The organism is Bacteroidota bacterium, assembly GCA_041658205.1.
In the GTDB taxonomy this organism is placed as follows: domain Bacteria; phylum Bacteroidota; class Ignavibacteria; order UBA10030; family UBA8401; genus UBA8401.
Window position 1 is genome coordinate 200,748 of record JBBAAO010000002.1, and the last position, 14,600, is coordinate 215,347.

Annotated in this window: 10 protein-coding genes; 8 read left to right on the forward strand and 2 right to left on the reverse strand. The window is 42.1% G+C overall.

What is annotated here, in order from left to right:
* Positions 1–160: 160 nt before the first annotated feature.
* The 4 genes from WDA22_12750 (at position 161) to WDA22_12765 (ending at position 7,932) form a co-directional block, all read left to right on the forward strand.
* Positions 161–955: a GNAT family N-acyltransferase gene (locus tag WDA22_12750; protein ID MFA5834337.1), complete on the forward strand. Its 795-nt coding sequence runs from the start codon at positions 161–163 to the stop codon at positions 953–955.
* Positions 956–1,020: 65 nt separating this feature from the next.
* Positions 1,021–1,725 (forward strand): lysophospholipid acyltransferase family protein, encoded by a 705-nt coding sequence (locus WDA22_12755; protein ID MFA5834338.1) that lies wholly within the window; start codon positions 1,021–1,023, stop codon positions 1,723–1,725.
* A gap of 173 nt (positions 1,726–1,898) precedes the next feature.
* Positions 1,899–4,691 (forward strand): carboxypeptidase-like regulatory domain-containing protein, encoded by a 2,793-nt coding sequence (locus WDA22_12760; GenBank protein MFA5834339.1) that lies wholly within the window; start codon positions 1,899–1,901, stop codon positions 4,689–4,691.
* Positions 4,692–4,881: 190 nt separating this feature from the next.
* Positions 4,882–7,932, forward strand: a complete 3,051-nt coding sequence (locus WDA22_12765) for a T9SS type A sorting domain-containing protein (GenBank protein MFA5834340.1) — start codon at positions 4,882–4,884, stop codon at positions 7,930–7,932.
* A 59-nt stretch (positions 7,933–7,991) separates the two neighbouring features.
* On the opposite strand, the gene WDA22_12770 is transcribed toward WDA22_12765, so the two are convergent.
* Both WDA22_12770 and WDA22_12775 read right to left on the reverse strand, forming a co-directional pair.
* Entirely contained in the window at positions 7,992–8,828 is an 837-nt protein-coding gene (locus tag WDA22_12770; GenBank protein MFA5834341.1) for a phosphate ABC transporter substrate-binding protein, read from the reverse strand.
* Positions 8,825–10,483 (reverse strand): M28 family peptidase, encoded by a 1,659-nt coding sequence (locus WDA22_12775; GenBank protein MFA5834342.1) that lies wholly within the window; start codon positions 10,481–10,483, stop codon positions 8,825–8,827. Before WDA22_12775 ends, WDA22_12770 begins: the two co-directional genes overlap by 4 nt.
* Positions 10,484–10,688: 205 nt before the next feature.
* On the opposite strand from WDA22_12775, the gene WDA22_12780 reads away from it, so the two are divergent.
* From WDA22_12780 to pstC, 4 genes are all read left to right on the forward strand, one after another.
* Positions 10,689–11,024 carry a winged helix-turn-helix domain-containing protein gene (locus WDA22_12780; protein ID MFA5834343.1) on the forward strand — a complete coding sequence of 112 codons (336 nt, stop codon included), beginning with the start codon at positions 10,689–10,691 and terminating at the stop codon, positions 11,022–11,024.
* A gap of 175 nt (positions 11,025–11,199) precedes the next feature.
* Entirely contained in the window at positions 11,200–12,567 is a 1,368-nt protein-coding gene (locus WDA22_12785; protein ID MFA5834344.1) for a porin, read from the forward strand.
* Positions 12,568–12,592: 25 nt separating this feature from the next.
* The gene (locus tag WDA22_12790) at positions 12,593–13,414 is read left to right on the forward strand and encodes a PstS family phosphate ABC transporter substrate-binding protein (GenBank protein ID MFA5834345.1); all 822 of its coding nucleotides are present in this window, start codon (positions 12,593–12,595) and stop codon (positions 13,412–13,414) included.
* An 88-nt stretch (positions 13,415–13,502) separates the two neighbouring features.
* On the forward strand, positions 13,503–14,516 hold the full coding sequence (gene pstC / locus WDA22_12795; GenBank protein ID MFA5834346.1) for a phosphate ABC transporter permease subunit PstC: 1,014 nt from the start codon (positions 13,503–13,505) through the stop codon (positions 14,514–14,516).
* Positions 14,517–14,600 lie beyond the last annotated feature (84 nt).

A 14,600-nucleotide genomic window follows, 5' to 3' on the forward strand; every position in this document is an offset into this window, starting at 1 on the left:
GAACATTTTGGTAGAAACAAGTAAACAAATTGTTAACTAAAATCTTGCCATTCTTGAATCTACACCATTCCCTGACACTACCGTAATTATTCAATGATCCTGGATTAATATTCAGAAAACGATACCTCTGTATTTTCGTTCTCAAAAACAGGAGTATAGATTGGAACAACCATTACATCTTCACCGTTCGATTCTTTGTTCGACCCCGACGTTTGAAGTAAAAATAGCAGAAACATTGCAGGAAATTGAAGCTGCTCTGCGTCTTCGATTTGAAGTGTTTAATCTTGAAATGAAAGAAGGTTTACAATCATCATTCGAAACCGGATTTGATTCCGATGTCTACGATACATTTTGCGATCATCTGATTGTCAAAGAAATTTCATCTGGCGCCGTTGTTGGAACATACCGTCTGTTACCACAAAAGAAGGCGGATCACCATATCGGGTTTTATTCAGAAAACGAATTCGATATGACATTATTCAAATCATTTCCGGGACAATCGCTTGAACTTGGACGATCGTGTGTTGCAAAAGCATATCGCTCCCTTGCCGTAATCAATCTGTTATGGACCGGCATTGCACGATATTTAGAGAATCACGCCATTACTCACCTCTTTGGTTGTGCAAGTTTTCATACAAGCAATGTGAAGGAGATGGCAGCAGCATTCGCATATTTAAAACTGTATCACAGTGCACCGAATAAATATCACGTAACACCGTTGCCACGGTGTGCAATGGATCTGCCGTTCCAGTTTCTCACCTCAAATGAAATTAAAGAATCATACAAAAAATTTCCGCCGTTGATCAAAGGATATCTGCGTCTTGGTGCGATGATCTGCGGCGAACCGGCTTACGATAAAGAATTTGGGACAGTGGACTTTCTTATTGTTCTGGAGAAAGAGCAGATTACCAATAAATATAAGGATCATTATATTTCTGCCTCTGTTGCTGCATGAGACGTTTTCTAAAGTTTGCGCTATTCTCATTCATGACAGTGATATTTTTTATCATTGCAGCCTCAATGCAAATAGCATGTTTTATTCTCCGAATTGATCCGCAGCGAACACTCACTCAGCTTACAACGTTATGGGCAAGAACAATGTTGTGGATTTTGAATGTGAACGTTACCGCGCGTTGGCAGTCGGACGTTCACCAACAATCGCCACACATGATTGTAGCGAACCATCAGAGCTATGTTGATGTCATTATTATTGCTTCAATTATGCCGACGCTCTTTGTTGCAAAAGACGATGTCCGATCGTGGCCAGTGTTTGGATGGCTGGCATCGCTCGGTGGGACGCTGTTCATCGATCGAAAAGCATTTCGGGGCGCACTACATTCTATGGAACAGATTGCCAAAGCGCTCCGTTGCGGGATTAATGTTCAGGTTTTTCCTGAAGGGACTTCGACAAATGGAAGCGCAGTCTTACCATTCCGCTCCGCATTGTTTAACGCAGCTATTTCTTCATGCAGTGCTATCCTACCATTATCAGTCAACTACGAATCGATCAATTCTTCACAAGTCAATAACGTCAATCGTGATTTTCTTTGTTGGTATGGAGAGATGACGTTCACCAATCATTTTTGGCGTTTGCTCTCTTTGCAATCTGCCCATGTTTCTGTTGTGATTCATCCTTCGATACGTTTCGGAGAGGCAGACAGCGCTAAAACAATCTCCCAAGCAGCGTTTTCGTCAGTGGTTAACGGCTTTCGAAGGATTGAATAAACACCTGCATACTCTATAGTACAGCTCTTTCATGTCCACCAATTGTTAACTCAGTGTCAAGGTTGTATTACCGAATTTTAAACCAACCGTAACATCTTCGTAACACAAGATTAACACTAAAATCCGATTTTGGTGCATTGATTTTCACTTAAACACACATCGCAAGGCTTACAATGAACAACAGAAACATCATCACTCTTATTATTCTTGGAACGTTATTGCTCGCAACGTTAGTGACGGCTCAGGAACAAAGCACGCTCGATAAAATCCGTCAACAACAAGCGCTGCAGGGAGGCACGCTTCTTGGTAAAGTGAGCGATGAAAAAACCGGTGAAGATTTGATTGGTGCGAATGTCTTTATTGTAAATACCAAATTGGGTATTTCAACAGACATTGATGCTAAATTTCAAATCAAAAAAATACCGGAAGGGACGTATGATGTGCGAGTATCATTCCTTGGGTATGAAACCAAATTGATCTCCGGTGTTGAATTCAAGAATGCCGAACAAAAAATACTCAATATCAGTCTGAGTGAGGATCAAGGGATTCAGCAACAGGAAGTTGTTATCAGCGCGACAGCGATTAAATCCGGTGAAGGGGCAATCCTGGCCGAACGAAAAAAAGCAGCGAGCATTGGCGACGGAATCAGTTCAGAACAAATGAAAAAAGCACCCGATGCAACATCGGGCGACGCATTAAAGAGAGTCACCGGAATTACTCTGGTGGACAATAAATTTGTCTTCGTCCGCGGAGTAACGGATCGTTATAACCAGACTACACTCAACGGCGCTTCCGTTACCAGCACCAGTGTTGATAAAAAAAGTTTTTCGTTCGACATGCTTCCTTCCAGTCTTTTGGAAAATATGAATGTTGCGAAAACAGCTACTCCGGATCTTCCGGGAGATTTTACGGGCGGACTTGTTCAACTAAATACGCTCGATTTTCCGGAAAAGCGTACTGTAAAATTTGTGTACACCGGATCCTATAACTCCATTACGACGTTCGAAGCATTCAATCGCACGCAAGGGGGAGGAAAAGATTGGTTCGGTGCCGACGACGGGATTCGAAGTTTCCCAAATGAAATTCAAACGGCTGCTCAGCTCAATCAGCTTGGTGCGAAACTGCCTAATACCTGGGCGCCGCGCGGATCAAAAGCGCCCATGGCTCAATCGTTCAGTATTTCGCTCGCCGATCGATACGATATTGACGAAGACCAATTGGGAATTGTTGCTGCTTACTCATACCGAAATAATTTTCAGCGGACAAATTTCAATTTCAACGATATTAGTTCAACGTTTTCCCAATCCTTCGTTCACAAACAGTATTCCGGCTCGCAAGATCGGTTTTCTGTACTGTGGGGCGGCATTCTTGATCTTAGTTATAAGTTTGCCGATTTGCATAAAATCACCTTCAAAAACAATTACAACAAAACTGCTGAAGATAAATATATTAAAACTAGTGGCGAAGATTTTGATAACGATCAGTATGTCCGTTCGTACTTAAGTGAATGGGAAGAACGCGGGATGCTTTCCAATCAATTTGGCGGCGAACATAAACTGCCTGAATTGCTGAATATGAATATTGACTGGCTGTTATTTTTCTCAGAAGCAAACACAGATCAACCGGACAGAAAACAGGTGGATTATAATTTAAGCCGCGGATATGCCAAAACCGATCCATTTTCAGTAAATACTCAGCCGGAATATACAAAACGAGCCTGGGCATCACTCTATGATCGTTCTCTCGGTGAAAAAGTGAACATCGTTATTCCGGTTGATAATGCAAAGATTAAACTTGGATTATTAAACGAGCAAAAAAATCGTCACTATGATATTCGATATTATTCTATCTCCCCATTAGCTTCAAATTTTGACCTTGCATTATACGGGATAGATTCAGTCTTTGCCCAAAACAATTTTGGCATCGGTAAATTTAATTATTTTGATTATACCAATCCTTCGGATAAATATTCTGCCAAACAAGAATCATTTGCGTCCTATGTAATGCTTGATGTTCCATTTTCCATTGCGGAATTGAATTTCCGCTTTGCAGGTGGAGTACGAATGGAACATTCCATTCAAAATGTTTTTACCAATGGAAACTTTTCAAGCGTTGCACCTGTCGTTTCCACAATTGCAAAACGTGATTTTCTTCCCTCTATAAACTTCACATACATTCTCAACGAAGTTCAAAATCTCCGGTTTGCGTACAGCCAAACAGTGAACCGTCCGGAATTTCGTGAGTTGGCGGGCGTTCAATTTTATGATTTTAATAAATATGAATATGTTGTCGGTAATTTAAGATTGACGCGGGCGCTTGCAAGAAACTATGACGTTCGATACGAGATTTTTCCTGATGCAGGAGATCTTATGGCAGTAAGTTATTTTTACAAAAATATTTCTCACCCCATCGAAGAATTCCGTGTAGTGAATGCTGCTACATATCGCAGCTGGAAAAATGCTTCCAAAGCAACAAATTTTGGATGGGAGTTCGAGATCCGTAAAAACCTCGGATTCATTCAGGAATATCTTCGAAATTTCCAGTTAGTGGCAAATTACACTCGCATTTATTCCGAGGTTCCGTATCATGAAATTTCCGGAGTTTCAAGTTTTGTAGATGGAGTTCGGCAAATGCAGGGACAATCCCCGTACACATATAATATTTCTCTTTTCTTTGTTGAACCAGATCTCGGAACATCAATCAACATTCTCTACAATGAATACGGTTCGCGTATTGATGCAATTGGAAACACCGGCGTCGGTGATTTGAATGTGATGGAACACAAACGCGGTACCGTCGATTTTTCATTGACGCAGCCATTGAGTTCCTTAATGAACGGCCTTGAAGCAAAGTACACTGTAAAAAATCTTAACAACCAGTCTGCTGTGTTTACTCATGGAGCAAACGAGTATAGAAATAACATCACCGGCATTTCACACTCCATGCAATTGAGTTTTAACTTTTAATCTGCCACAACACTGTTGATACAAAAAGGGACGCGATGCCGTCCCTTTTTCTTTACACAATGTTAACAGTACATTTACATAGAAGTAAATCTGCATTCCTATCTTAGTCTCACAAAGAATCAACAGTCAATTCAATATTCGCATTTCACATTATTCTCAATCAATCATTCATTCAACGAAAGGAAACACCATGAAGAAATTGCACACGATAAGTGCGTTGCTTCTTATTCTCCTCACCTCGTTTGCTGTTGCACAGCAAAAGCCGACGAAAGTTATTGGAGCCGGCTTGACTGCTGCCGCAAAAGCACCGTTTAATATTACCGCAGGCAAAAGTGTTACTCTGAGTCGTGACACTGTTTATATTTTGACTGGTTTTTATTATGTCGATTCAACAGCGTCATTATACATTCAACCAGGAACAGTGATTCTCGGCGACAGCGCAACGAACGGAACAGTAATCGTTCGCCGCGGCGGTAAAATATTTGCCGAAGGAACGCGGACTGAACCGATTGTCTTCACATCGTCAAAACAGACCGGAAAGAGAAAACGCGGCGACTGGGGTGGAATTGTTATTCTTGGTAATGCTCCGACAAATAAACCGACCACAACAAAGATTGAAGGAATTGATGTTGGCGGTGAGTACGGCGGTACCGATGCAAATGACAATAGCGGTGTGATTCGTTATGTGCGTATCGAATATCCCGGTGTTGTTATTTCGTTGAACAACGAAATCAATGGATTGACGATGGGTGGCGTTGGAAAAGGAACAAAGATTGAATATGTGCAAGTGACCAACTCCAACGATGATTCATTTGAATGGTTTGGTGGAACGGTTGATGCGAAACATCTTATCGCGATCAACGGTACGGATGATGATTTTGATACCGATTTCGGATATTCGGGAAGAATACAATTTGCATTTTCGAAAAGAGATGCAAATCTGTGGGATGGATCAGGTCAATCAAACGGTTTTGAATCGGATAACGATGCAACACCAACAACACAATCTCCGTTGACCAATCCAATTTTTTCCAATGTGACATTAGTCGGACCTCAGACAGACACTTCCGTTGCACTTCCTGCAGGACAAAAATTTGAATATGGCGCAGTCATTCGTCGTAACACGCGGTTAAGCTTCCATAATTCCATTATCATGGGTTTCCCGTTTGGATTATCATTACGGAATGATTCCACTGCAGCATATGCTTTACAGGGAAATCTTCAGATCCGCAATGTCAGTTTACAAGCACGCACAAATGTTCTGAACACAGCTTCAGTTGCAGCAGGTGTCGGATTCACGTTTGCAACATGGTATGGCACAGCCGGCTGGAACAATCTTGGTGCTTCACCGCGTCAACCTTCAGCTATCGGACTTGTTGACGTGTTTGCTTCTGTACCGGATGCTCGACCGACGTTGGCATCTGAAGCAGCAACAGCTGGAACAGATTATTCAAGCAATCAATTGAATGATGGATGGTTTTCTTCCGTATCATTCCGTGGTGCATTCGATCCGAAAGCACCACGTTCGCAACAATGGGATTGGGGTTGGTCAAATTATGATCCGCAAAACACAAACTATGGCGGAACAGTGCGACCAATTATTTCACAGCGTCCCACCAAAGTGATTGGTGCCGGATTAACGGCTGCAGCAAAATCACCGTTCAATCTTACATCAGGAAAATCCATTACATTATATCGCGATACAGCATATGTACTTACCGGATTTTATTATGTCGATTCATTGGCAACAATTAATATCCAAGCTGGTGCCGTTATTCTTGGCGACAGCGCAACAAACGGAACGTTGATTATTCGCCGCGGTGGTTCGATTTTCGCAGAGGGAACAAAGAATGAACCAATCGTCTTTACATCATCAAAAGAACCGGGAAAACGAAAACGGGGAGATTGGGGTGGAGTAGTGATTCTTGGCAACGCACCAACCAACAAACCGGTGACAACAAAAATTGAAGGTATTGATGTCGGTGGTGAGTATGGCGGAGACAATCCGAACGACAACAGTGGAGTATTTCGTTATGTCCGTATTGAGTTTCCGGGTGTTGTCATCTCGTTGAATAACGAGATCAACGGTTTAACCATGGGCGGAGTTGGCAAAGCAACAAAGATTGAATATGTCCAAGTTTCAAATTCCAACGACGATTCGTTTGAATGGTTCGGCGGAACAGTTGATGCAAAGTACCTGGTTGCGTTAAATGGAACGGACGATGATTTTGATACCGATTTCGGTTACTCCGGAAATGTACAATTTGCTTTCGGCAAAAGAGACGGCAATTTATGGGATGCCAACGGTCAATCCAACGGATTCGAATCAGATAACGATGCAACACCAACCACGCAAGCTCCGTTAACCGCACCAGTGTTCTCGAACATAACGTTAGTCGGACCGCAATCCGATACGACAGTTGCACTTCCGGCTGGCCAAAAATTCGAGTATGGTGCAGTCATTCGCCGCAACACACGATTAAGTGTCCATAACACCATTATCCTTGGATATCCCTTCGGTCTTTCCATCCGTAATGATTCAACAGCATCGTATGCTCAGCAAGGACTGTTGCAGCTGCGTAACATCAGTTTACAAGCCCGCACGAATGTATTGAACACGGCATCTGTTGCTGCTGGTCTCAACTTCAATTTCGGAACATTCTTCGGAACATCTGGATGGAACAATCTTAGCTCTTCGGCACGCCAACCTTCAGCAATTGCATTGGTTGATGCATTTAATGTTGATCCAACCAAGATCGATCCCCGCCCGACAACCGGATCGGAAGCCGTCACAGCAGGAACAAGTTATAGCAGCACACAAGTAGCAAAACCATTCTTTACACAGGTATCGTATCGCGGTGCGTTTGATCCTGCAACACCGCGCAACGCACAATGGGATGCTGGTTGGACAAACTACAATCCCAATAGTGTAAATTATATCACATCTGTAAAAGTGAAATCGGGAATAAATGCACCGGCTGTCTATTCACTCGACCAAAATTATCCGAATCCATTCAATCCTTCTACCACCATCAATTATGTTTTACCGATGAGTGGAAATGTCACACTGAAGGTGTATAATCTGATCGGACAGGAAGTTGCAACACTGGTCAATGATTATCAACAAGCAGGAGGTTACAATGTGAAGTTCGATGCATCCAAACTTTCATCAGGCGTTTATTTCTATAGTTTGAACGCCGGCAACTACACGCAAGTGAAAAAAATGATGCTGTTGAAATAACAACACGTTTGTATCATTGAAATAAAAAAGGTGTCACTGCAGAGTGATGCCTTTTTTATTTATTCAACATTGTACAATGGAATATAACCATTCGTTTTCACAACGTTCTGTCCCTCTTTTCCAATCACCCAATCAATAAATTTTTTAATTGCACCTTCAGGAGGGTAGACTGTATAAAAATAGAGATAACGGGTAATAGGATATGTTCCATTCTGAACGCTCTCTATGGAGAGAGGAACACCGTCGACGGAAAGCGAGGCGACGTTTTCGGTATAGACAAAAGTACTATATCCGATTGCCGTTGAATCTTGAGCAATGGCATTAATCAATGCTCTCGCACCAGGTATCACTACACTCTCTTCGGAATATTGTTCTCCAAAAAGAACATGTTCTTCAAAATAGAGATATGTTCCGGAATTTGTCTCGCGTCCATACGTCGTAATTACACGGTCATCACCGCCTATCTCTTTCCAATTTTTAATTGCGCCGGTAAAAATCGCTTTCACCTGATTCATCGTAAGATTTCGAACAGTATTTGTTGGATGCACAACAATGCTCAAAGCATCTTTTGCGCACAACACCGAAACGCCGATCGATTGATACCGCTGTGCCAACCGTTGAATTTCATCCGTTGATAGCGGACGCGAGGTTGCGCAAATATCAACTGAACCTTCAATCAATGCTTCAATTCCGACTTTGCTCCCACCACCTTCAACATGGATTGAAGGAGCGGTTTGCTGTTTCATAAACTGTTCTCCCAATCGCTGCATCAGCAACAACATTGAATCGGATCCTTTAATTCGCAGTTCAGAACGGTCACTATTCATCGTGTCCGGACGCGGCAAACATCCGAACAATAAAAGAGACAGGCATATAATTATGATAGATCGATTCATTGTCGTTTTGAAATTGATCGTAATCGTGCATTCAGGAAGGGAGAGTGATCATACCATTGCGGCGCATTGTTGCTATTCGCCAACGACAGTGCAAATTGTAAGACAAAGGAAGCATGTTGAGCTGCCGCATCAAAATTCATCGGCTGTTGAAGATCGTCAACTGGAGAATGATATTTCTCTTCTGCCCATGTTGTATACCGATTGATACCGTCACTGTAAGCGCTAGATTGGTAATGTAAACCCTCGGCGATTAAGATGGATGGAATTCCAGCCTGGGCAAACATAAATTGGTCAGAATTTCGAAATTGATCATAGCGGAAAAGATCGTGCGGAATTTCATCCATTGTAAGACCGAGTGAGGCTGCAGTTGTTTGAAGCATCGTTCCCAATGTCGACAATTCAGCACCGACACCAATAAACGACCGCACGTTTTCAAATAATGAAATCCCATCAATATTAATATTCGCAACTGTTTTATAGAGAGGAACAACGGGATTAAGACAATAGAATTGCGAACCGAGAAATCCCCGTTCTTCTCCCGTTAAAAAAACAAACAGGATGGAACGTTTTGGTCGTTCCTGGTTTGCTGCAATTGATCGCGCAATTTCGAGCAATGCGGAGACGCCGGAAGCATTGTCGAATACTCCATTATAAATAGAATCACCTTCCACCGGCACACCGATTCCAAGGTGATCATAATGTGCACTCAAGAGGACGTACGAATCTTTCAAAACTGGATCACTTCCTTCAACCATTCCAATCACATTGGCAGAGAGAAAGTCCCGTTCTTTGAATTTTCCCTGAAAGCTGGCACGAAGCGTAAGAGGAAAACTTTTCATTGTTCCTTTTGTATCGAATGTTTCAACCTCTTCAAAAGAGTGCGGTGCATCAGTGAAAAGAAACGAAGCGAGTTTTACGTTCAAAAGGATGTTAAGATTTTCCGACGGTGCAAAAAGAAGACGAACCTCTTCAAACAAAAAATGCTTTTGCTGTTCATACCAATCATCCATCGATCGATCACGCGGATTCGGTATTAGTATACTCCCTCTGGCCCCGCGCGCAAGAGCGATCTTTTGCTTCATGGCAAATGATGAATGTACCGTTTCTCGTCCACCCTCAAAAAATGATTCATCCACGGATGCCGGTTCGCCGGAGAGAAAAACAACAATGGCATTTTTTACATCGATATTCTGATAATCATTATAATCAAATTCTGGCGCGATAATTCCATAACCGACAAAGATCAAGCGAACGGATGTAGGAATGAATGTTTGGGCTCCTGCCGAATACAAAACATAATCTTCTTGAAGACGAAGCGTGTAGGAATCTTTTGCTGCAAACAATTTAAATTCAGTTCCTTCAATCGGTGTGCTGCCGTGCAGCGGAAATTTTTGAAAATAATCCGGCAGGCCTGAGAGGTGGCGTATTCCATACAGGCGAAGAGCATTGCTGATATATGCTGCTGCATTTTCGCATCCGGATGATCCTGTCCCTCTCCCTTCATACGCATCGTCACCTAATTTCATGATGTGCGTTTTGATGGAATCCGCGGATATTTTTGCTTCCAAAGCAAAAGGAGGCATAACTGTCTGTGCAAAAGCAACGTTCAACAGTACTGTGTAGGTGAATGTTACAACGGCAATTCCAATATGCATTTTTCTTCTACCGGATTGGTTACAATAAGGTAACATTAAATTGATATGGTATAAACATGATATGGTTATCTTCGTTCATAAAATATAACAAATAAAAATCACGTTCGTTTCCTTTTTGTATTGTTCATGGTGTTGGGTGTTCACCAAAGCAAATTCAATACACTATCCAACAATGAACAAGAACGGTTTCTGCCACGAGAACATTATGACACCATCATTAGTTGGTTTAATGGAGCGCATTTCTATTGATCATGTTACGATCGATCCTGAACGCTTTATCGTATTAAAGGATAAACTGAAAATCAATCTTACCAAAACTGAATTTTTGATCCTCTATCTGATGATGAGCACCAAGGGAAAGATTCATTCCCGCAAGGATATCTCGCGCTTCGCATGGGGGCTGGAGTTACTGAATCATCCGAGAACAATCGATACGCACATCAGCAATATCCGGAAGAAGGTTGGTAAAGTGAATAACAAGGAAATCATTACCGTCATTAAAGGAGTCGGATATAAACTCGAAGATTCACTGTTGGATTAGGATGAAGGGGAGAATATTTCATTTCAATAGTACAAAACCAAAAAAACAATAATTTCAGCCTCTTTCTGCGAAGTATTGTTAACAATTTCGTAATACTGCCATAACCCACGGATAAACTAAAATTGTCAATTTGTTGACGTTTACTCAACACACAAACAATTTTAGGACATCCAGCGTGAAATCATTCTTATTTCTTCTGCTTTTAACTGTAACATTTTTCTCACATCGGTTGTTTGCACAAGAAGAAATGACTGATACAGTAAAGGTTCCAGTACAGGACCAGCTCGACCAATTAAAATCGAACGATGAAAGTGTCAATGAAATTCTTCTTGATATGAAGAGTTATATCGATCTTGCACGCAAATTAAAGTTTAGCGGATATATGCAGACGCAATACCAAGTTTCTGACGGTATCGGCGGGGCTCCATATTCTATAGGAAATTTTGCCGGGGGCGCATTCCCGACAAACGTTGGTTCGCGTTTTCAAGTACGTCGCGGCCGGTTGAAAGTTCAGTACGAAAACGATTTGACTTTTTCCCAATATGTGATACAATTTGATATCACTCAAAATGGTTTGGGAATTAAAGATGCGTATATCAATATTAAAGATCCCTGGGTAAGAAGCTGGAACATGAGAATGGGTGTGTTCGACAGGCCGTTTGGATTTGAAGTTGCATATTCCTCTAACTTTCGCGAAACACCGGAACGCTCGCGAATGGCACAGACACTCTTTCCCGGTGAACGGGAACTTGGTGCGATGATTGAGTTTGCTCCGGAAATTGGAGATTGGACAAATTATAATTTAAAACTCGGTGTTTTCAACGGTGTTCTTCCAACAGCGAATGAGAATGATAACCGAAAAGATATTATCGGACGCGCCGGATTTATTCTCCCCTTTGACGAAGAAAATTTTGCGTTCGATGCAGGTGTTTCCATGTATCTTGGGGGCGCACGTAGCAACTCCAAATTTATATACACAGGCAATGAATCACAGAAACAATTTTTAGTTGATTCGTCAACAACAAACATTGGAAAGCAGTATGACAGGCAATACTTGGGTGTTGACGGACAGGTTATTTATGACATTCCTTCACTCGGCGGTATCTCCATTCGCGGGGAGTATATTTTTGGATCGCAGCCCGGAACATCGACGGCAAACAGCTTCTATAATCCGACTATTGCAAATACTTCACTCTATCAGAGAAAATTTTACGGATATTACATCAGTCTTTTACAGAATATTGGAACGAAGCATCAATTATTGTTACGATATGACGTGCTCGACCCGAACAGTGAAATTGAAGGAAGCCAGATCGGCGCTGCCGGAAAATTTACAACGCTGGGAGATCTAAAATACAGTACGTTTGGAATTGGATATCTTTTTCATTTGGATGACAATGTGAAGTTTACGTTCTATTATGAACTCGTGGAAAATGAAGTAGTGAACAGTGCGGTTGCAGCAACCAGCGCATTTGCTCCGTACAAAACAGATGTAAACGATAATGTGTTCACGTTTAGAATACAATATCGATTCCCATTTTAATCCGTAGGCCAAAGGAAAAAATAGTATGAAAAAAATTATCGCAACACTCTTGCTCATGACATTCTCATCATCGCTCTTTGCAGCAGATGTGATCACAGTAAAAGGATCCGATACCATGGTGATCCTTGCGCAACGCTGGGCTGAATTGTATATGAAAAAAAATCCGAATGTGACGATCCAGGTTACCGGTGGCGGTTCCGGAACCGGAATTTCCGCCCTGATTAATGGGACAACAGATATCTGCAATGCGTCACGTCCCATGAAGCCAAGCGAAAAACAGAAATTAAAACACCGCTTCAGCAGTCTCGGCGTAGAAATTAAAACTGCAAAAGACGGCATTGCGATTTACGTCAGCGAAAAAAACCCGATTAAAGAATTGACCCTGCAGCAAGTGAAAGATATTTACACCGGCAACATTACCAATTGGAAAGATGTGGGGGGAGCAGATTCACGTATTATTCTCTACAGCCGTGAAAATAATTCCGGTACCTATGTTTATTTCAAAGAAAACGTATTAGATGATGAAGACTATTCACCCAGCTGTCAAAATATGCCGGGAACAGCCGCTTTAGTGAACGCTGTTTCCAAAGATCCGAACGGAATCGGATATGGCGGAGCAGCATACGCTAAAGGGATTCGTGAAGTAGCAATTAAAGCTGATGCGGATTCCCCCGCGTTACTTCCGGCAGCGGAAAATGTGAAATCGGGACAGTATCCAATTACCCGCTTTTTGTTTATGTATGTGAAAAGCAAACCAACCGGCGCAATGAAGGAATATGTTGACTGGATTCTCAGCGAAGAGGGACAAAGTATTGTCAGCAAAGTGGGATATTTTCCCCTACGATAAAATAAGTAATTCAATCTGTTATTGATTTTGCTAACGTTTACAAAACAAAGATAAAATGCAGTCACGCGGCGCCATAAAGAACAAAATGATGAAGAAGCGATTTCGCTGGAGTGAATTTCTTGCGGAAAAATTGATTACCGCAACGGCATTTATCTCATTCGCATTCATTATTCTGATTTTTATTTTTGTGTTTCGCGAAACACTCCCTATTTTTTCGCCGCCTGAACCAGTCGTGAATGTTGAAGAATTAGGTGAGCAAGAAACGTATGGTGATCTTGTGCTCAGTGACGCTGAAAAAGCAGCGGAAGAAAAAGAAAAATCAAAGGTTGCAGCGGAAGAAGGTGTAACAGTAGAAAATCTTGCGGGAGAGCGTTGGCAGCCAGTTTCAAGCAAACCAAAGTATGGCTTGATTCCATTGGTCGTCGGAAGTCTAAAAGTTTCTCTCATCGCGATATTGTTTGCGGCACCGATCGGCATTCTTGCTGCATTGTTTACTGCTGCATTTGCGCCAAAATGGGGGAAAGAAATGTTGAAACCGGCGATAGAAATTTTAGCGGGATTTCCCTCCGTCGTGATTGGATTCTTTGCTTTGGTTGTTTTGGCGACATTCATCCAGGATGCCTTTGGGCTGGAGTATCGTTTGAATGCATTTGTTGGGGGACTGGCTCTCTCGCTTGCCGTTATTCCGATCATTTTTACAATCTCCGAAGATGCTATTGCGGCTGTTCCAAAATCATTAACCGAAGCATCGCTTGCGCTTGGCGCTACCAAATGGCAGACTGCGTTGAAAGTGGTTCTACCGGCAGCGACACCCGGGATTTTTGCCGCAGTCATTCTCGGAATCGGACGAGCATTTGGCGAGACGATGATTGTGCTGATGGCAACAGGAAATGCGGCGCTTGTTTCCGCCGATCTGTTTGAACCGGTGCGGACGATGTCCGCCACAATTGGTGCGGAAATGGCAGAAGTGGTGTTTGGAGAAACGCACTACAATGTATTATTTGCCATCGGTTCTATCTTATTTCTCTTTACCTTTACACTGAACGCTATCGCAGAAATATTTGTCCGCCAACGATTGATGAAAAAGTTTAAAGGAAATTAGTAGAAACGGTCTCAAAAATATCTAATTTGTTTTGATAACAAGTAGTAAGCCCCCCTTTGTTGTATTGTTGAGATCATATTAAAG